At 61.9% G+C, this 19307-nt stretch carries 17 protein-coding genes, 1 pseudogene and 1 riboswitch; of the genes and pseudogenes, 3 read left to right on the top strand and 15 right to left on the bottom strand.

All coding sequences use genetic code 11. The features are described from left to right. Window positions 1-17: 17 nt before the first annotated feature. The 9 genes and pseudogenes from AC1D1M_RS17245 to AC1D1M_RS17205 all read right to left on the bottom strand — a co-directional run bounded on the left by AC1D1M_RS17245 (window position 18) and on the right by AC1D1M_RS17205 (window position 10260). Entirely contained in the window at window positions 18-233 is a 216-nt protein-coding gene (locus AC1D1M_RS17245) for a cysteine-rich CWC family protein (RefSeq protein ID WP_477776580.1), read from the bottom strand. Next, a pseudogene (locus tag AC1D1M_RS17240) lies at window positions 230-370 on the bottom strand (GGDEF domain-containing protein); the annotation flags it as partial. The pseudogene AC1D1M_RS17240 and the gene AC1D1M_RS17245, both read right to left, overlap by 4 nt. Window positions 371-430: 60 nt before the next feature. Then, window positions 431-2209, bottom strand: coding sequence for an allophanate hydrolase (atzF, locus tag AC1D1M_RS17235; RefSeq protein ID WP_477776579.1), 1779 nt, complete (start codon window positions 2207-2209; stop codon window positions 431-433). Between the two features lie 25 nt (window positions 2210-2234). After that, on the bottom strand, window positions 2235-5879 hold the full coding sequence (gene uca / locus AC1D1M_RS17230; protein ID WP_477776578.1) for an urea carboxylase: 3645 nt from the start codon (window positions 5877-5879) through the stop codon (window positions 2235-2237). Between the two features lie 305 nt (window positions 5880-6184). Continuing rightward, complete coding sequence (locus AC1D1M_RS17225) at window positions 6185-6826, bottom strand: urea amidolyase associated protein UAAP2 (RefSeq protein WP_477776577.1); 642 nt, start codon at window positions 6824-6826, stop codon at window positions 6185-6187. A gap of 11 nt (window positions 6827-6837) precedes the next feature. Further along, on the bottom strand, window positions 6838-7563 hold the full coding sequence (locus AC1D1M_RS17220) for an urea amidolyase associated protein UAAP1 (protein ID WP_477776576.1): 726 nt from the start codon (window positions 7561-7563) through the stop codon (window positions 6838-6840). 13 nt (window positions 7564-7576) lie between these two features. Next, entirely contained in the window at window positions 7577-8365 is a 789-nt protein-coding gene (locus tag AC1D1M_RS17215) for an ABC transporter ATP-binding protein (protein WP_477776575.1), read from the bottom strand. Beyond that, window positions 8362-9177, bottom strand: a complete 816-nt coding sequence (locus tag AC1D1M_RS17210) for an ABC transporter permease (protein WP_477776574.1) — start codon at window positions 9175-9177, stop codon at window positions 8362-8364. Before AC1D1M_RS17210 ends, AC1D1M_RS17215 begins: the two co-directional genes overlap by 4 nt. A gap of 15 nt (window positions 9178-9192) precedes the next feature. Next, window positions 9193-10260 carry a putative urea ABC transporter substrate-binding protein gene (locus AC1D1M_RS17205; RefSeq protein ID WP_477776573.1) on the bottom strand — a complete coding sequence of 356 codons (1068 nt, stop codon included), beginning with the start codon at window positions 10258-10260 and terminating at the stop codon, window positions 9193-9195. 60 nt (window positions 10261-10320) lie between these two features. Beyond that, a riboswitch (guanidine-I (ykkC/yxkD leader) is annotated at window positions 10321-10421 on the bottom strand. A gap of 296 nt (window positions 10422-10717) precedes the next feature. On the opposite strand from AC1D1M_RS17205, the gene AC1D1M_RS17200 reads away from it, so the two are divergent. Both AC1D1M_RS17200 and AC1D1M_RS17195 read left to right on the top strand, forming a co-directional pair. Continuing rightward, a complete protein-coding gene (locus AC1D1M_RS17200; RefSeq protein ID WP_477776572.1) occupies window positions 10718-10990 on the top strand; it encodes a hypothetical protein in 273 nt (90 codons plus the stop codon). 167 nt (window positions 10991-11157) lie between these two features. Then, a complete protein-coding gene (locus AC1D1M_RS17195; RefSeq protein ID WP_477776571.1) occupies window positions 11158-11586 on the top strand; it encodes a hypothetical protein in 429 nt (142 codons plus the stop codon). 127 nt (window positions 11587-11713) lie between these two features. Here AC1D1M_RS17195 and AC1D1M_RS17190 read toward each other — a convergent pair whose 3' ends face one another. Then, on the bottom strand, window positions 11714-12826 hold the full coding sequence (locus tag AC1D1M_RS17190) for an enoyl-CoA hydratase/isomerase family protein (protein WP_477776570.1): 1113 nt from the start codon (window positions 12824-12826) through the stop codon (window positions 11714-11716). A gap of 132 nt (window positions 12827-12958) precedes the next feature. Here AC1D1M_RS17190 and ung point away from each other — a divergent pair, with 132 nt between their 5' ends. Next, on the top strand, window positions 12959-13651 hold the full coding sequence (gene ung / locus AC1D1M_RS17185; RefSeq protein ID WP_477776569.1) for a uracil-DNA glycosylase: 693 nt from the start codon (window positions 12959-12961) through the stop codon (window positions 13649-13651). A gap of 102 nt (window positions 13652-13753) precedes the next feature. Here the strand turns inward: ung and AC1D1M_RS17180 are convergent, their stop codons facing one another. The 5 genes from AC1D1M_RS17180 to AC1D1M_RS17160 are packed head-to-tail and all read right to left on the bottom strand — an operon-like array spanning window position 13754 to window position 19126. Beyond that, window positions 13754-14794 carry an AbrB family transcriptional regulator gene (locus tag AC1D1M_RS17180; protein WP_477776568.1) on the bottom strand — a complete coding sequence of 347 codons (1041 nt, stop codon included), beginning with the start codon at window positions 14792-14794 and terminating at the stop codon, window positions 13754-13756. Continuing rightward, window positions 14787-16301 carry a tripartite tricarboxylate transporter permease gene (locus tag AC1D1M_RS17175; RefSeq protein WP_477776567.1) on the bottom strand — a complete coding sequence of 505 codons (1515 nt, stop codon included), beginning with the start codon at window positions 16299-16301 and terminating at the stop codon, window positions 14787-14789. Before AC1D1M_RS17175 ends, AC1D1M_RS17180 begins: the two co-directional genes overlap by 8 nt. 1 nt (window position 16302) lies before the next feature. Beyond that, window positions 16303-16761, bottom strand: coding sequence for a tripartite tricarboxylate transporter TctB family protein (locus AC1D1M_RS17170; RefSeq protein ID WP_046041541.1), 459 nt, complete (start codon window positions 16759-16761; stop codon window positions 16303-16305). 58 nt (window positions 16762-16819) lie between these two features. Beyond that, the gene (locus AC1D1M_RS17165) at window positions 16820-17797 is read right to left on the bottom strand and encodes a Bug family tripartite tricarboxylate transporter substrate binding protein (RefSeq protein WP_110662037.1); all 978 of its coding nucleotides are present in this window, start codon (window positions 17795-17797) and stop codon (window positions 16820-16822) included. A gap of 39 nt (window positions 17798-17836) precedes the next feature. Then, window positions 17837-19126 carry an OprD family porin gene (locus AC1D1M_RS17160; RefSeq protein ID WP_477776566.1) on the bottom strand — a complete coding sequence of 430 codons (1290 nt, stop codon included), beginning with the start codon at window positions 19124-19126 and terminating at the stop codon, window positions 17837-17839. Window positions 19127-19307 lie beyond the last annotated feature (181 nt).

The raw sequence follows: 19307 nt of genomic DNA, 5'->3' as shown, positions 1-19307 counted from the left end.
AAGGGGCGCGCATCTTACTAGATCGATTCGGGCGCTGCTTGCAACTGCGCCTCGACCTCGGCGCAGCGCGGGCACAGGCACGAGGCGTTGCGCAGTTCCGCCGGCAGCGACTGGAGCACGGCCGGGTCGATGCTGACGCCGTAGCACCAGCAGGCGCGGTCGGCGGTTCGCGGATCGGCCAGGGTGCAGTCGTTGGGGGCGCCGCAGGCAGGGCAGAGGTCAGGCAGGCTCATGATGAATAGTCATAGCTGGAGTGAGGTTTTTCCACGCAGGTTCGATTACGGCCGGTTTGCTTGGCCCGATACATCGCATGATCCGCCCGCGACAGCAGGCTGTGCAAGGTGTCATCGGGCTGCAGGGTGGTGAGACCGCTTTTGTGGCGATGGGGCTTGCCCCCTCGCCACAAATGCTCCCGCAGGGTTGAGTGTGTTTAAACCTGGGTTTTCAGATACATCCGCCACCCGCCCAAATGACTGATATTCACCGCACCCTCCAACCCATACGCCTCACAGATAAACCCGCTCTCCCAGCGACCATCCGCCAGTTGCACCTTGCCCAACCCCAGCGGTGCCGGAATCCCGGTCAGGAACGAACCCAATTCACGGCTGGGCAATTCCCAGACCTCCACCGCAATCGCCACCCCGCCATCCTTCACGCGGACCATGCCCGGACGAAACGGCGGGCCGCCGGCCAGGGCATGGAGTTGATAATCCGGCGAGCTGAAGGTCGTTTCCACCAAGCGGGCGCCGCGCTGCTTGAGCTGCCAGTTCAACGCCAACCCGTCCAAGTGCGCGCCACAGACCACCAGCCGCGCCCGGTCATGGCGTGCCACCGTCGTCGGCGCAGGTGCGGCCAAGCCTTGCTGACGCTGCAAGGCGTCCGCCACGCTCAACAGATACTGATCGGTGAAGGCCCGGCCAAACAGCGTCACGCCCCATGGCAGGCCGTTGTCCATGAACGCGCTGGGTACGGCGACGGCGGCGTAGTCGAGCAGGTTCATGAAGTTGGTGTAGTAGCCCAGTTCCGAGTTGCGCAGCACCGGTTCAGCTTCGAGCTCCGCCAGCGTCACCGGGCGGCCGATGGTCGGCGTGACGACGCAATCAAGGCCTTCCAGCGCTGTGTCGCACAGGGCTTTGAGCGCTTGCAGCCGGTATTGGGCGCGGAAAGTTTGCACACCGTCGACGGCGGGTGCCTTGGCCAATACGGCACGAATCACGGGCAACACGGCCTCGGGGTTGTGCGCCATCAACTCACCGGCCACGCTGTAGCGCTCGGCCACCCACGGGCCTTCATAGAGCAAGCGGGCGGCCTCCAGAAACGGTGACAGGTCCAGTTCTACCGCTTTGCCGCCCAAGGCCTTGAGGCGGTCGATGGCATCGCCGAACAACAGCGGGCCTTCAGGGCAACCGAAAAATTGCAGGTCCTGTGCACGGGGTACGCCGAAACGGAAGGGGCGTGGTGTACCGAACGCCGAGCCGTCGTTCCACAGTGGATTGCTGCGGCTGTATTCGTCCCGTGGGTCGAGGCGCGCGGTGAGCGCCAGCAACTGACTGGCCTCCCGCGCCGTGGCGGTGAACGTGGTGACGCAATCCAGCGTTCGACAGGCCGGTACGACGCCGGCCGTCGAAATCAGGCCCTTGGTGGCTTTCATGCCCACCAGATGGTTCAAGGCCGCCGGCACGCGCCCGGAGCCGGCGGTGTCGGTGCCCAGGGAAAAACTCGCGACTTCGAGCGCCACCGCCAGCGACGAACCGGCGCTGGATCCGCCCGACGGATACTCCCGCAATACGCTGTTGGGGCACGCGCCGTACGGTGAGCGGCTGCCGTTGAGCCCGGTGGCGAACTGGTCGAGGTTGGTCTTGCCCAGCGGAATCGCACCGAGGGCCAGCAGTTGCTCGACGATGGTCGCCGAACGCTCCGGTACGTAGGCAAATGCCGGGCACGCCGCCGTGGTTGGAATGCCCGCCAGGTCGATGTTGTCCTTGATCGCGAACGGCACGCCATACAGCGGCAGGCTGTCGAGGGCGCGACCGTCGAGGGCGGCGAGGTAAGGTTCCAGTTCCTCGGCGCTGAGCAAGTGGATGAACAGGTGATAGTCCGGGTTCAGTGCCGCGGCTTTGTCCCGCAGTTGCGGCAGCAATTGCCGTGGTGTGGTGCGGCCGTCGCGATAAGCGCAGCGCAGGGCGTCGAGTTGCAGATTGATGTTCATGGCATGAGTCCTTTTCAACATGGGTTCAGTCAAGTTCCAGCACCACGACGCGCTGTCCGGCGCGCACCGCCGAACCCGGTTGCACGCGAAGCTCGCGCACCACGCCGGCCATTGGCGCGAGCAGGGGGATTTCCATCTTCATCGACTCGAGGATCACCAGCACGTCACCGGCCTCGACGCGGCTGCCAGCCTCGACCTGGACCTGCCAGAGGTTGCCGGCGATGTGGCTGTCGACGCTCTGTTGACCGCTGGCCAGCGCTGCATCTTCGGTCGCTTCCGGAGCCGGCTCCTCACTGTCGAAATGGGCCTGGCCGTTGGCAATCCAGCGTTCGCGTTCGGCGTTGAACGCCCCTTGTTGCTGCGCACGAAAAGCGCCGATGGATTCGGCTTCCTGCGCCAGGAACGCCTGGTAATCCGCCAGGTTCAACTGACTGTGCTCGATGTTCAGGTCGAAGCGCCCGAGGGGGAAATCCCGGCGAATGCGCAGCAGTTCGTCGGCGCTGACCGGGTAGAAACGGATCTGGTCGAAAAACCGCAGCAACCACGGTTTGCCATTGAACGCGGCGACTTCGCGGTAGCGGTTCCACATCTGCAGCGTGCGCCCGACAAACTGATAACCGCCGGGGCCTTCCATGCCGTAGACGCACATGTAGGCGCCACCGATGCCCACCGAGTTTTCCGCGGTCCAGGTGCGCGCCGGGTTGTACTTGGTGGTGACCAGGCGATGGCGCGGGTCGAGCGGGGTGGCGACCGGTGCGCCGAGGTAGACGTCACCCAGGCCCATCACCAGGTAGCTGGCGTCGAACACCGTGCGTTGTACTTCATCGAGGTTCGGCAGGTCGTTGATGCGGCGGATGAACTCCAGGTTGTTCGGGCACCATGGCGCGTCCTTGCGCACGGTGGTCATGTATTTCTCGATGGCCAACTGGCACGCCGGGTCATCCCAGGACAGCGGCAGATGCACGATGCGCGAGGGTACTTGCAGGTCTTTGGCGGCGCACACGGCGTCCCATTCGCCGGCAACGATGCCGAGCAGATCCGACAGTGATAGTTGCTCGGGCTGATAATGGATTTGCAGCGAACGGATGCCTGGCGTCAGGTCGATCACGCCGTGCAGGTCTTCGCTTTCCAGCGCCTGCATCAGGGCGTGGGCGCGGAAGCGCAGGACGAGGTCCAGTTCGGGGGCGCCGATTTCCAGCAGCAGGTGGGTGTCGCCGGACAGTCTTGCCACCAGCCGTGTATCGTCCTGCCCAATGTCCAGAACCACAGGCGACTCAATCCCCTGTGCGAGCGAGCTTGCTCGCGATGACGGCATCACATCCGACATCTGTGTGACTGAAACACCGCTATCGCGAGCAAGCTCGCTCCCACAGTGATCCCATTTCAAGGCGAGGCTTCGGGCTGTCTTGAGGTCGACAGGAATGAACTGCACCCTGTCCCCAGCCTTGAGCTGCCCCAACTGCCAAAGATCCGCCTCGATCACCGTCACCGGGCACACAAACCCGCCAAGGCTCGGACCATCGGGGCCGAGGATCACCGGCATGTCTCCGGTAAAATCCACCGCGCCAATCGCATACGGATTGTCATGAATGTTCGACGGATGCAAACCCGCTTCACCACCGTCGGCACGCACCCATTCCGGCTTCGGCCCGATCAGGCGCACACCGGTGCGGCTGGAGTTGAAATGCACTTCCCACTGCGTGGCGAAGAAGGTGCCGATGTAGTTTTCAGTGAAGTATTCCGGCGCACCGTGGGGGCCATAGATCACCCGAATCTGCCGAACTGCTGGCAGCTCGGTGACCTGTTCTTCAGCCAGTTGCTGACCGGCACGGCGGTCATTCAGGGCTGGCAGGTGCAACACATCACCGGCTCGTAACGCGCGACCACCGTGGCCACCAAACTGGCCGAGGGTGAAGGTGCTTTTGCTGCCCAGATAATCCGGTACTTGCAGGCCGCCACGCAGGCACAGATAGCTGCGCGCACCTGCGCCGGCAATGGTGCCGAGGCTCAAGGTGGATTCTGCGGCAACCAACAGCGCAGTGTTCATCGGCACGGCTTCACCGTTGAGCAGCAATGGAATCACTGCGCCGGTCACCGCCACCACCGCCTCGCAATTGAAGCGCAGCAACGGCCCGCTCATGGTGATTTCCAGCGCCGCAGCGCCTTCGTCATTGCCCAGTAAACGATTGCCCAGACGCAGCGCGCGACTGTCCATCGGCCCCGATGGCGGCACGCCGACCGCCCAGTAACCGAGACGGCCGGGGTAGTCCTGAATGCTGGTCTGGGTACCGGCGCTGAGTACCTCGAAAGTGTTGGCCTGATAGACCAGGCCCTCCAGGCACCGGGTCCACGGCTGGCCGCTGGCGAAAGGCGCATCCAGCAGAATCTGCCGCAGGTAATCGCGGTTGGTTTCCACGCCGTAGAGCAGGCTGTCGCCCAGCGCCTGATGCAGGTCCGCAGTGGCCTCCTCGCGAGTCGGCGCCCAACTGATGACCTTGGCGATCATCGGGTCAAAGTAGGGCGGGATCTCGCAGCCAGCCTCGACCCAGGTGTCGATGCGCAGTTGAATGCCATCGGCCACCGGGAAATCCACGGCAGTGAGCAAGCCCGGACTGGGTTGAAAATCGCGGCCTGGATCCTCGGCATACAACCGCGCTTGAATCGCATGACCCTCCGGTTTCAGACCCTGTATCAGATCACTCAGTGGCGGCAGATCACCGGCCGCCAGTTGCACCATCCAGCGCACCAGATCGACGCCCCACACCTGCTCGGTGACGCCGTGCTCCACCTGCAAGCGAGTGTTCACCTCAAGGAAAAAGAAGCGCTGGGCATCGCTGTCGAAGACGAACTCGACGGTGCCGGCGCTGCGGTAATTCACCGCTTTGGCCAGTTTGATCGCCGCCGCGCACAACTCATCGGCCATGCCGTCGGGCAGGTTCGGTGCCGGGGTTTCTTCGAGAACTTTCTGGTTGCGCCGCTGCACCGAGCAGTCGCGCACGCCGAGGGCAATCACCTCGCCGCGACCGTCGCCGAACACCTGCACTTCCAGGTGGCGGGCACGCTGGATGTACTTCTCGATGAACACCCCGGCGTCGCTGAAGTTGTTCTGGCCGAGGCGTTTGACAGCTTCGAAGGATTCGCTCAACTCGGCCGCGCTGCGGCACACGCGCATGCCGATGCCGCCACCGCCAGCCGTGCTCTTGAGCATCACCGGGTAGCCGACCTGTTCACCGGCCAGCAGCGCGGCATCGAGGCTGTCGAGCAGTTCGGTGCCTTCAAGCATGGGCACGCCGTGTTGTTTGGCCAGGGCGCGGGCGGTGTGCTTGAGGCCGAACACGCGCAGTTGTTCGGGCGTCGGGCCGATGAAGGCGATGTTGGCGGCCTCGCAGGCTTCGGCGAATGCGGCGTTTTCCGAGAGAAAGCCGTAGCCGGGATGGATCGCGGTGGCGCCGCTGGTTTTGGCGATGGCGAGGATTTTATCGACTGCCAGGTAAGTGCCGGCGGCCGCACCTTCGCCGAGACTGTGGGCCTCAGCGGCTTGCAGGATGTGCAGGCTGGCGGCATCGGCTTCGGAATACACGGCGACACCCTGCACTTGCAGTTCGCGCAAGGTCCGCAGGATGCGGCAGGCAATGGCGCCACGGTTGGCAATCAGGACTTTTTCGAACATGGCATAACCCCCGGAGGCGATAGCGCATCAGCCTCGACTGGGATGCGGGCCGTCCCGCAGTTTTTCGACAGGCGCCGGGGTCGTCCCCGACGGCAGAATCAGTTTTATTCAAACCACCGCCGACCCCCTGTGGGAGCGAGCTTGCTCGCGATGACGTCAGCACTTTCAACATTGATGGTGACTGATACACCGCTATCGCGAGCAAGCTCGCTCCCACAGGGTTATTCAGTGTTTTTACTTTTTCAGGCACTGCCCTGAACGGGCCTGGCACAGGGCAAACAACCAGCGGCGCAGTCTCGGGACTTTCAGTTCCATACCAGCAGCTCCGCAGGGGTGGGGTTGTAGGCGTTGCAGGGGTTGTTCAATTGCGGGCAGTTGGAGATCAGCACGATCACGTCCATCTCGGCGTGCAGGTCGACGTACTTGCCCGGTGCCGAGATGCCGTCTTCGAAGGTCAGGCCGCCGTCGGCGGTGACCGGCACGTTCATGAAGAAATTGATGTTTGGCCCGATGTCGCCCTTGCTCAGGCGGCCATCGTGAACACAGGCGCGCAGGTAGTTGTCGCGGCAGCTGTGCATGTAGCGTTTCTCCAACGCATAGCGCACGGTGTTGCTCTCTTGCGCACAGGCGCCTCCCAGGGTGTCGTGACGCCCGCACGTGTCGGCGACGATGGTCAGCATCGGCTTGCCGAGGTTGGAATACAGCACGCTGCCGGTGCTCAGGTACACGCTGTTCTGCCGGCGCAGGGTGCGCTGCACGTCGTAGCGCTCCTTGGGGTTGGCGACGCTGTAAAACAGGGTGTCGACCGCCTGGTTGCCTTCCAGGTCGAGGATGCGCAGGGTTTGCCCGGCCTTGACCTCCATCAGCCAGGGTTCGCCGGCGGGGATGGTGGCGCGGTAGACGGCCGTTTCAGGCGACTGTGGAGCGGTGGCGATTGCGAGTGACATGACAGCGATCCTCAGGCAAACAAACGGTCGGTGTTGATGAAGCCGCGCTCGTTTTCCGGGCGCGAGGTGCGGCAGTGTTCGGCGACGCTGGCGTCGGCGTTCATCCAGCTGAGCTTCAGCGGTTTCGGTGCATATTCCGGCGACGGATCCATTGGGTGCTGCAGGGCGGTGAGTACCACCAAGGTGTCCATCGGCGCGTACAACTCGATGTAGTCGCCAGCCTTGGAATTGCCCTCGACGAAATGGAAGCGCCCGGCGTCATCGACGTTCACGCGGCTGAACAGGTTGAGGGTCATCAGCAGGTCGGACAGGCCCAGCCCCCACTTGCCCAGCTCCACCAACAGGTTGTCGGTACCGTTGCGGAAGAAGCCGTTACGCAGTTCCTGATAGCGGCCCGCGCCGTACTTTTCCGCCACCTCTTCAGCGCAGAGCACGCCGCCGAGGCTGTCGCTCCAGCCGCAGGTGTCGGCGGTGATGGCGACCAGCACGCGGCCCATGTCCGAGTACAGGCAGTGGCCGGCGGTGAGCTTGGCGGTGTGTTGGCACTTGAGGCTGTCGGGCAGATTCAGGTGTTCGGTTTTTTCATTGGCGTTGAGCAACGTCAGGCTGACGTTGGCGTCGCCACGCAGGTCGGTCAGGCGCAGCAATTGGCCGCGTTTGAGCACGAAGGAACGATGGCCGCCGCCGGGGAGCATTTCCTCGACGAAGGGCGGGAACAGTTGGGTCGAATCAGTCATTTTGAAAATCCTCTCAAGCGGTTCGAAACGCGCCTGCCAGCTGTATCGGCAAGGCGTCGACGGCGGCACGGCGGGTGCGGCGGTCGCTGTTCAAAGGGATGTCGTAGGTGATGCGTGCGCCATAGCGGCCGGGTGCGTGCGGGTCGAGACGGACCTTGTCGAACACCAGCAGCCGCGTGCCAAGGCTGAAGCCTTCGGACAGGTCATGGGTGACCATGAACACCGTCAGTCGGGTCTCGCGCCACAGCTCCAGCAGCAAGGCGTGCATGTCTTTGCGGATGCCCGGGTCGAGGGCGCCGAACGGTTCGTCGAGCAGCAACACGCGCGGCTTCATGATCAGCGCCTGGGCAATCGCCAGCCGTTGTTGCATGCCGCCGGAGAGCTGCGCCGGGTACTTGTCCAATGAGTGACCGAGGCCGACTTTGTGCAGCAGCACTGAAGCCTGTTCGCGGGCCTCTTTTTTCGCGCTGCCAAACAGGCGTCCAAGCAAACGCGAACGTGGCAGTTCAAGGCCGAGGGCGACGTTGTCCAGCACACTCAGATGTGGGAACACCGAGTAGCGCTGGAACACCACGCCACGGCTGGCGTCCGGCTCTGCGGCCAAGGGCTGGCCGTCGAGCAGGATCTCGCCGCGACTGGCTTGTTCCTGGCCGAGCAGCAGGCGCAGGAAGGTCGATTTGCCGCATCCGGAGGCGCCCACGAGCGTGCAGAACTCACCCTCGTTGACGTTCAGGTTCAAGCCTTCTAGCACCACCTGATCGGCGTATTGCTGCCAGACGTTTTTCACCGTGATGAAACTCATGCCCGCGCTCCTTCATACCAAGGGAAAGCACGTTGGGTCAGGCGTTTCAGGCCCCAATCCATCAGCCAGGCGAGCAGGGTGATCCACACCACGTACGGCAGGATCACGTCCATCGCCAGGTAGCGGCGCACCAGGAAAATCCGGTAGCCGAGGCCGTCGGTAGAGGCGATGGCCTCGGCGGCGATCAGGAACAACCACGCCGAACCGAGCATCAGTCGCAGCGAAATCAACAGGCGTGGCAGCAGTTGCGGCAGCACCACCCGCAGCATCAGGGTCCAGGTAGACGCGCCGAGGGTCTGGGCCTTGATCAGCAACTCCACAGGAATTTCCCGGGCGCGCTGTTCCAGGTCCCGGGCCAGCGCCGGAGTAATGCCGATCACGATCAGCATCACTTTCGACAACTCACCCAAACCGAAGACGATGAACAGGATCGGCAGGATCGCCAGCGGTGGCACCATCGACAGCACGGTCAGCAAGGGTGACAACGGCGCACCGAACAGCGGCAGAGTACCGGCGGCGATGCCCAGGCACAGCCCGGCCAGGGCGCTGATGCCCAGGCCAATGGCCAGACGCTGCAGGCTCGACGCCGTGTCCTGCCAGAGCAGGTATTCGCCGGTGCGGCTGTCGGCCACGAAGGCCAGGCGTTTCACCGCATCGGTCATCTGCATGGCGCTAGGCAGCAGCTTGTCATTGGGGTTGTCCGCCAGTCGCTCGGCCGAGCCCATGAAGTAGGCGAACAGCACCAGGGCGAACGGCAGGATCACCAGCAACAGGCGACTCGGGCGGTCCGGGTGACGGTTGATCAGGCGCATGGCCAGTCCTCCTGATTACAGCTTGGCGTCGGCGGCCATCTGCACGTAACTCGGGTCGAAGCGCAGCTTGAGGTTGCCCTTGTCGCCGCTGGTCACGCCGTTGGCGAAGGCCATGCCGACCGCGCTGGTGTCCTTGGCGCCTTCACCCAGCAAACCGTGCTGGAAGGAGAACTCGGCCACCTTGCGCATTGTTTCCGGCAGTTGCTTGCTGGTACTGAACGCGAGTGCTTCCTTGGGCGTGGCGAACAGCCTGGTGGTGTCCAGTTGTGCCTGGAAACCCGCCAGGTCAGTGCCCGAAGCTTTGGCCATGTGTTCCAGCGCGGCTTTGCTGGCGGCGTTTTTCGCGCTCATCAACTCGACCACTTCGAACCAGGCGCCAGTCAGTGCCTTGCCCAGGGCCGGGTTGTCTTTGAGGGTGGCGCTGTTGACCACCATCATGTCCATGATTTCGCCTGGGATCTGGCTGGAGTTGAACACCTCGGTCACGGCAGGCTTGGCCTTGATGTCCGAGAGCATCGGGTTCCAGGTGGTGACGGCGTTGACCTGTTCGGTGTTGAAGGCGGCGGAGATGTCGGCGTCGGAGGTGTTGACCACTTTCAGGTCTTTCTCGGTGAGGTCCACCGAATCCAGCGCCCGGGCCAGCAGGTAATGGGAGACCGACAGCTCGACCAGATTGATGTCCATGCCCTTGAGGTCGGCGACTTTCTTGCCTTCGCCCTTGAGCACGATGCCGTCGTTGCCGTTGGAGAAATCGCTGACGATCAGCGCGGTGCTGTCGACGCCACCGGCCGCCGGAATGGTCAGCGCGTCCATGTTGGTCATGGTGCAGCCGTCGAACTGGCCGGCGGTGTATTGGTTGATGGATTCGACGTAGTCATTGAGTTGCACCACGTCGATCTTGATGCCGTATTTCTTCGCCCATTTGTCGACGATGCCCTGGCTGCCGGCGTATTCCCACGGCATCCAGCCGGCGTAGATCGTCCAGCACACGCTGAAGTGGTCTTTCTGGGCGGCCTGGGAAGAGAAGCTTACGAGGGCTGCGAACGCAGCGGCGAGCAGGGCGGGTAAACGAAGCTGGGACATGGTGGTTCTCCAGTTGATCAAGGACGGACAGGAAGGCAGCGGCACCGCGAACGGTGGCTTGTCTCCCGGGCTTTTGTCCCGCCGTGTAACCTCAACTGGAGGTCGCCAACTCTCGGACCAGTCACTCGCGATTGCGAGCCGGAACCCTAGTCAGCCATTTGCAAATTGTGGTGCCGCGAACCTGTGGTGACGCCTGCACATTTTTTTGGAACAAGTGCGCTAAAGCGAGAGACGTGCCAAGTCGGTCCGAGCGCTCTAGCGTGGGGGACGGGGTGATCGGCGGGTTTGATCGGGAGGGCGGACTGCCTTGTGATGGTGCGCAAGTGCACCGCATTGGAACGTGTCCGCCGCTGATCAGAAGGTGGGTGCGGCATTGCACTTGGCAGAGATTTACCAGTCAAAAAAGGTGTCAGCCGGTTTGTGCCGACTGCTGTCACTGGTCTTTACGGAGGCCGTCATGTTGCGTCGATTGTTGTTCGGTGCAGTGCTCGGTATTGGATTGTCTGGCTGCTACTACTACGACGGTCCTGCCGACGTCTACGGGGCACCTTATTACTCCCCCGGTTACTACTCGCCCTATTACTACGGTTACTACGGCCCACGTTATTACGGTGGTTATCGCTCCTATTACTACGGTGGGCATGGTTACTACGGTGGCCACGGCTATCGCGGCGGTGGGCATTACGGAGGTGGACATCATGGCGGTGGATTTCACGGTGGCCACCGTTAATCAGGGCGTGAATGGATGAAAAACCTTTCATCGGCCAGATGTTTCTACTTGTTTCAAGAGCGCACCAGATTCCGAATTCGATGTCTGATATTTCGACAGTCACCGAACATTTGACTGTCGCCTGCCAGCGTCGCTGGTGTGGCTCATCCGCGGTCCAGGAGGCCGCTATGTATTGCCGAATTCTTCTGCTTGCTGTGTTGGGATTGTCCCTTGGTGGGTGCGTGCCTTACTACGACGAAGGAGGCAGTTACTACAGTTCCGAAGTCTATACCTCGCCTGCGCCAACCCATTACGCCGGGGGGAGTTCCTACTATTCCAATGGTTATTACACACCGCAGCCTCGGTATTACATGCCGCCAGCGCGGTATTACCAGCCGACACCGCGCTATTACTCGCAGCCGCGGATGTATCAACCACGCTATTACCAGCCCGCTCCGCGTTACTATCAGCCATATCGGGGCGATTACCGGATGCATCAGAACCATGGCTGGGACGGCCGTAACCGCGGGAGCTGGAACAACGACTATCGCGGTCACGACGGGCGCAACCATCATGGCGGACGTGGCGATCACAACTGGCGGGGTAACCACCGCTAATCATTCAGTTAAATACAATTCCTGTGGGAGCGAGCCTGCTCGCGATGGCGGTGTGTCAGGCAGCATTGATTTCGACTGACACTTCCTCATCGCGAGCAAGCTCGCTCCCACATTTTTTGCCCGGACTTTAATACTCTGACAAGTCCGCCAGCGGATGCCGACCTTCCCACGCCTTGTGGAAATGCGCCTCTACCACCGCGTCCGGCACGTTGTTGATGTCCGGCCAGTGCCAGTGCGGCTTCTGATCCTTGTCGATCAACCGGGCTCGTACGCCTTCGCTGAATTCCGGATGACGGCAGCAGTTGAGGCTCAGGGTGTATTCCATCTGAAAGACTTCGGCCAGCGACAGGTGACGGGCACGGATAATCTGCTCCCACACCAGATGAGCGGTCAGCGGCGCGCCTTCGCTCATGGTCCTGGCTGCGCGGCTCAGCAATAGATCAGTGTGATCGCGCAAGGCGCTGATGGCCTTCCAGGCACAACGCACGTCGCTGACATCCAGCAGCTCGTCGATCTGCTGGCGCCGTGGCAACCACTGGGCTTCGGGCAACTGTGCCACGGCTTCCTGCTGCAAGGCCTTGAGCAGGCTGTTGAGCTGCATCGGTGTCTGTTCCTGCCAGTTCAATTGCAGCAGGCCTTCGATCAATTTCGGTTGCTGCTCATCGAGCAAGAAGCGATCCGCCAGGTCCAGGTCGATGGCATCGCGGCCGTTCATGTGTGCACCGGTCAGGCCCAGGAACAACCCGAGCTTGCCGGGCAGGCGCGACAGAAACCAACTGGCGCCAACGTCCGGGTACAGGCCGATGCTGATCTCCGGCATGGCCAAGCGGCTGCTCGGCGTGACGATGCGGATGCTTGCCCCTTGCAACAGTCCCATGCCACCGCCAAGCACATACCCGTGGCCCCAACAGATCAACGGTTTCGGGTAGGTATGAAGTTTGAAGTCCAGGCGATATTCCGCCGCAAAAAAGTGCGCGGCCAGTAGTGGCACTTCCCCGGGTTGCTCGCGGCAGGCTTCCACCAGGCTGCGCACTTCACCCCCGGCGCAAAAAGCCTTGGCGCCATTACCGCGCAACAGGACGCAGACGATCTGCGGGTCCTTGGCCCAAGCCTCCATGCGGTCGCGCAGGGCGTTGATCATCGGCAGGGACAGGGCATTCAGGGATTTTTCGGCATCCAGGCTGGCGATGCCGATGCGGGCGCCGTCGGTGCCGGTGAGTTCTTCGAAGTGCAGATTCATCGTGACCTCGCTCGGGAAATTGAGGGTTAAGTATGATCGCTGTGTGGGAAAATGCCGGATCTGTGTCAGATCAATTGACAAGCGTGGTGAGCTTTCCTAGGGTTCGCCCCATTGTTTTTGCCGGATGTAACCATGACTGCTGAAGACCGTATCAAACTCGAACCGGGCTGGAAGGAGGCACTGCGTGCCGAATTCGACCAGCCCTACATGGCAGAGTTGCGAAACTTCCTGCAACAGGAGCGGGTGGCCGGCAAGGAGATCTATCCGCCGGGGCCGATGATCTTCAACGCGCTCAATTCCACGCCGCTGGACAAGGTCAAAGTGGTGATCCTCGGTCAGGATCCTTATCACGGTCCGGGTCAGGCCCATGGTTTGTGCTTCTCGGTGCAACCCGGCGTGCCGGCGCCACCGTCGCTGGTGAACATCTACAAAGAACTCAAACGCGACCTGAACATCGACATCCCCAACCATGGCTACCTGCAAAGCTGGGCCGATCAGGGCGTGCTGATGCTCAACACCACCATGACCGTCGAGCGCGCCAACGCCAATGCGCACAAGGACAAGGGCTGGCAGTTTTTCACCGATCGGGTCATTGAAGTGGTCAGCCACCAGCAACCGCACCTGGTATTCATGCTGTGGGGCGCCCATGCCCAGAGCAAGCAGAAGCTGATCGATGCCACCAAGCACCTGGTGTTGACGTCGGTACACCCGTCACCGCTGTCCGCCTATCGCGGCTTCCTCGGTTGCGGGCACTTCAGCCGGACCAACAAGTTTCTGGAGCAGAATGGCGAGACGCCGATCGAGTGGCGGTTGCCGCCGGTTTGATGTGCAGACTGGACCGGCCCCATCGCGAGCAAGCTCGCTCCCACAAGGATCACGCGAACCCTGTGGGAGCGAGCTTGCTCGCGATGAAGGCAACTCGGTCTATCAGACTGAATCCGGATTCCGGTTCCAGTACTTGAACAACGGCTCCGCCAGAAACAACACAAACAACAAGCGCATCACCTGCATCGCCGTCACCAGCGGCACCGACAGTTGCAGGGTCTCCGCCGTCAGGCTCATCTCGGCAATACCGCCCGGCATCATGCCCAATGTCAGTGAACGCAGATCCAGGTGGGTCAGCGCACTCAAGCCCAATGCCGCCACCGTGGCGATCAGCATGGTCAACGCCGTGCCAATCAAGGTGCGGCCCATGAACGATGGCGCACGCCGGAAAAACTGCCGGTTGAAGTGACAACCCAGACCGCTGCCGATCAACCATTGGCCGATCTGGCTACCGCCGTTGGGCAAACCGATGTGCAGATCCCAGCCGATGCTGACTGCCGCACTGACCAGCAACGGCCCGAACAGCCAGGGGTTGGGTTGACGCAGGCGTTCCCAGATCCAGGCCGCCAATGCGCCTGCCGGGAACAGCAGGGCCAGCCAGCGCCAGTCCACAGCGGAGGTATGTAAAACCGGGGCACCGTCGCCCAGCAAATACTTGAAAGCCGCCGGCACGCATAGCACCACCACCAACACCCGCAAACTCTGCCCCGCCGCCACACGGCTGAGCACTGCGCCGTTGCGCGCGCCGAGGTTGACCATCTCCCCGGAACCGCCGGGCATGCTGGAAAAAAAAGCCGTGGCGCGATCTTCACCGGTACGCCGCATCAGCCACACGCCGACGACTGCCGAAAGGCTGGTGACCAAGGCACCGAAGAAGATCAAGCCGAAATGACTGAGTACCTGCTCCATCACCAGCGGGGTGAAGTGCAGGCCAATACCGATACCGACGATCCACTGGCCGCACTTGCGCCCGCCAGGGATTTCGGCCAATTGCCAGGGTGTCATACAGCGCACGAGGATGATTGCCAGCAACGAGCCGACCATCCACGGCAAAGGCCAGCCGACCTGGCTGGCGAGGTAACCGCCGAGCAGGCCGACCAGCGGGGTTCCCCACCAGGTTCTGAAGGGTGACCGATCAGACATCGGCGATAACGCGTTGCGCGGCCGAACGTTTACGCCAGATGCGGATGAGCGGCATCAGCAACATGATCGCCGTCAGCACCCAGCAACCGAAGGTGATCGGGCTCGACCAGAGGATTTCCAGCGCACCGTTGGAAATCGACAGGGCGCGGCGCAGGTTCTGCTCCATCAGTCCGCCGAGGATGAAGCCCAGCAATACCGGCGACAGCGGGAAGTCCAGCTTGCGCAGGATATAACCGAAGATGCCGATGCCGATCATCAGGAACAGGTCGAACGTTGTCGCGTGCACCGCGTAGACACCAATCCCGGTAATGATCGCGATCACCGGCACCAGTGCCCAGTTCGGCACGGCGAGGATGCGGGTAAAGATGCGGATCATCGGGATGTTGAGGATCACCAGCATCACGTTGGCGATGAACAACGAAGCGATCAGGCCCCAGACGATGTCCGGTTGCTGTTGGAACAGCAGCGGGCCCGGAGTGATGTTGTACAGCGACAGGGCGCCGATCATCACCGCCGTGGTGCCCGAACCTGGAACACCGAGGGTCAGCATCGGCACCAGCGCACCGCAGGCTGCGCCACCAATGGCGGTTTCCGGGGCGGCGAGGCCGCGCTTGTCACCTTGACCGAATTTGCCACTGGCACCAGCGATGCGTTTTTCGGTCATGTAGGCCACGGCACTGGCCAGGGTCGCACCGGCACCCGGCAACACGCCCATGATGAAACCCAGTACGCCGCAGCGAATGTTCACCACGAATACCGACGCTGCTTCCTTGAAGTTGAACATCATGCGGCCCGTGGCTTTCACCGCTTCCTGGCCGTGGTGGGTTTTTTCCAGCAGCAGAAGAATTTCGCTGATGGAGAACAGGCCCAGCACCAGTACGACGAACTGAATGCCGTCGGTCAGGTGGATGTTGTCCCCGGTGAAGCGATACACACCGCTGTTGGCATCGATGCCGACGGTCGACAGGAACAGACCGATCAGCGCCGCGATGAACGTCTTGAGCGGGCGGTCACCGGCCATGCCGCCAAGACAGACAATCGCAAACACCATCAGCACGAAGTATTCCGCCGGGCCGAAGGCAATCGCCCATTTCGCCAGCAACGGGGCGAACAGCACCATACCGCAGGTAGCGATGAAGGCGCCGATGAACGAGCTCCACGCCGACAGCGACAGCGCCACGCCAGCCAAACCCTGGCGGGCCATCGGGTAGCCGTCGAGGGTGGTCATAACAGTGGAAGCTTCGCCCGGAATGTTCAGCAGGATCGAACTGATCCGGCCGCCGTATTCGCAGCCCAGATACACTGCCGCCAGCAGGATCAGTGCCGACTCCGGTGGCAGGCCGAGGGCGAATGCGATCGGGATCAACAGTGCCACGCCGTTGATCGGCCCCAGGCCCGGCAACAGGCCGACCACGGTGCCGATCAGGGTGCCGCACAGAGCGGTCACCAGGTTGTACGGGCTCAGCGCGACGCCGAAACCCTGACCCAAATAGCCAAGAGTATCCATATCAGTTCTCCAGAACGTCGAGCACACCCAAGGGCAGCGGCACGTCCATCAACTTGTCGAACAGCAGGTAGAGGCCGACGGCCATCAGACTGATGATCACGATGCTTGGCACCCAGCGACCGCCATACAGACGGGCCATGGGCACGCCGATCAGGATGCTGGCGACGATGAAACCCAGGGGTTCGAAAGTGCCGGCGAACACCAGCAACAGCACCACGCAGATGCCGATCTTGGTCAGGGTTTCGCGATCCAGCGGCGGCTCGTCAGCACTGTGCTTGATCGGTGCCGGACGGAACACCATGTACAACAGTGCCGAGCCCATCAGACCAAGCATTAGCAATGGAAAGGCCCGAGGCCCGACCGGTTCGTAGGAAAAAGCCGCTTGATACGGCCACGCCATGAGCGCGAGGCCGAGGCAGACCAGCAACAGCACCGAAGCAAAAATGCGTTGTAAGAGCATGGGGAACTCCTGTGCCGCGACTCCGCCAAACGGAGCCGCGGCCGCTAGACAGAGACGATCACTGGATCAGGCCGAACTCTTTGGCCAGCACTTTGTAGTCCGCGACCTGCTTCTTCACGTAGGTGTCCAACTCCGGGCCGGTCATGGCGAACGGGAAGAGCTCGCGCTGATCGCGCAACTTGGCGAAGTCTTCGGACGCCAGCAGTTTGTCGAAGGCGGCTTTCCACCAGGCGTAGTCTTCGTCGCTGACTTTTGGCCCTAGGTAGAAGCCGCGCACCACCGGCCAGACGATGTCGTAGCCTTGCTCGCGGGCTGTCGGAATGTCCTTCATTTCCGGCTCGTCCAGGCGCTTGTCGGAGAACACCGCCAGCAGGCGCATGTCGCCGCTCTGGATGTGCGGCATGGAGTCGGAGATGTCGGTGCTGCCGACCTGGATGTGGCCGCCGAGCAGGGCGGTGGCAATCTCGCCGCCACCTTCGAGGGCAACGTAACGCAGGTCACGCGGGTTGATCCCGGCGGCCTTGGCGATCAGCGCGGTTTGCATCCAGTCCTGGCTGCCGACGGTGCCGCCGGAACCGATCACCACTTTGCTCGGATCTTTCTTCAGTGCCTGAACGAGGTCGTCGAGGGTCTTGTAAGGCGAATCGCTTTTCACCGCGATGGCGCCATAGCTGGTGCCAACGGCAGCGAGCCAGCGCACGTTGGTTTCATCGAAACGACCGAACTTGCCTTGGGCCAGGTTCAGCAGCGAACCGCTGGACCAGGCCACCAGAGTGCCAGCATCGGCCGGACGCTGGGCAACCACCGCGTTGTACGCCACCGCGCCGACACCGCCGGGCATGTAGGTCACGCGCATCGGTTTGGTCAGCAGCTTTTCATTGACCAGCGCGCTTTGCGCCAGTTTGCAGGTCAGGTCGAAACCACCGCCGGGCGAGGCCGGGGCGATGCATTCCGGGCGTTTGGGTTCGGCAAGCGCTTGGCCGGTGAACAGCAGGACGCTGGCGGCGAGGGCTAGTTTACGCATTGACAGGTTCATTCAAGTCTCCTTGGGAGTTGTTGTTATTGACGTATTGAATTACCAAAGGGCAACGCTATAGCTCACCAGCAGACGCACTTCATCGGCATCGCGAGCGGAGTAGTTGGAACGGTAGGTGGCATTACGCAGGCGCACGGCGACATCCTTGAGTGCGCCGCTTTGTACAACATATTTAATCTCGGAGTTGCGTTCCCATTCTTTGCCTTCGTCACCGTTCTTGAGCTTGATGTTGTCACCGCTCACATAACGGCTCATGAAGGTCAGACCGGGGACGCCGAGAGTGACGAAGTCGAAGTCATAACGCGCTTGCCAGGAGCGCTCTTCGGCCCCGGCAAAGTCGTTGATCTGCACGAAGTTCACCAGGTACGGGTCGCTGCCATCCACATACGGAAACGCGCTGTCGCCAGACATGTTCTGGTAGCCCGCGCTGAACTTGTGCCCGCTCAGGGCGTAGCTCACCAGACCATTGAGGGATTTGTTGTCGATCGGGCCGCCGCGGGCTTCGCCCTGGTCGTCACTGATGGCAAATCGCAGGTCGGTGCCAAAGGTGCCGGGGCCGAACGGTTGCGAAGCAACCAGCCCGATAAAGTGCTGGTTGTAGACTTCATCGAGTTGCGCGAAGTGGTAGCTGCCGGTGATTTTGTCGGTGAACTTGTAGTCCACGCCGCCAAAATCGAAGTGCTTGCCAGCCACCGTTCCGGCGAAGCGGCTGTTCTTGTTGTTGAGGGCTACGTCCTCGAAGTCGGTGCTGTCGCGATCCTTGGCCTTGTCCAGACGCCCGCCGGTGAAGGTCAGGTTCTTGATCTCTTTGGAGGTCAGCATGCCGCCCTCAAACGTCTGCGGCAGGATGCGCCCGTCGTTGGGTTTGAGGATCGGCAGTTCCGGAATCAGGGTGCCGATTTTCAGCTCGCTGGCGGAGATTTTCATTTTGCCGGTCAGGCCGAGCTTGGAGTATTCGTCGACGGCTCGCCCATCGTCGGTCGGCAGCAGGCCGGTACCGGTACGGTCCGGGCTCGAATCGAGCTTGACCCCCATCATGCCCAGCGCATCGACACCGAACCCCACGGTGCCGTCGGTGTAGCCTGATTTCAGATTGAGCATGAAGCCCTGGGCCCACTCGTCACGCTTGGACTGTTGGGCACTGGTACCGTCGCGATAATCGCGATTGAAGTACATGTTGCGGGTTTCGAAAGTGGCCGAGCTGTCTTCGAAGAATGCGGCCTGGCTCAACGGTGAAAAGCCGGCAAGGGCGGCAGCGCTGGCAAGCGCAGTGTGGTTGAAACGGGAGAGGCGGGCAGGCGCGATAGCCTGGGTCTGCAGGGACTGCATGGATGACTTACTCCGTTTATTGTTCTTATTTGTCGAAAACGCTTCGAGGCGTTTTTCGTATCGCTGTGTGGCTGCAGCGACGGCAGTCGAAACTGTCCGTGGCTGGACTGTAACGGGCTAACCTTTCGCTAACCTTTCAGCTGACTTTCACGGTTTTCGGGCTTCACAGCGGCGGTTGCGG

Source organism: Pseudomonas sp. P1_F7 (assembly GCF_056405655.1).
Note: the sequence above shows the minus strand (reverse complement) of the source record. Positions and strands in the feature narration are given on the sequence as shown.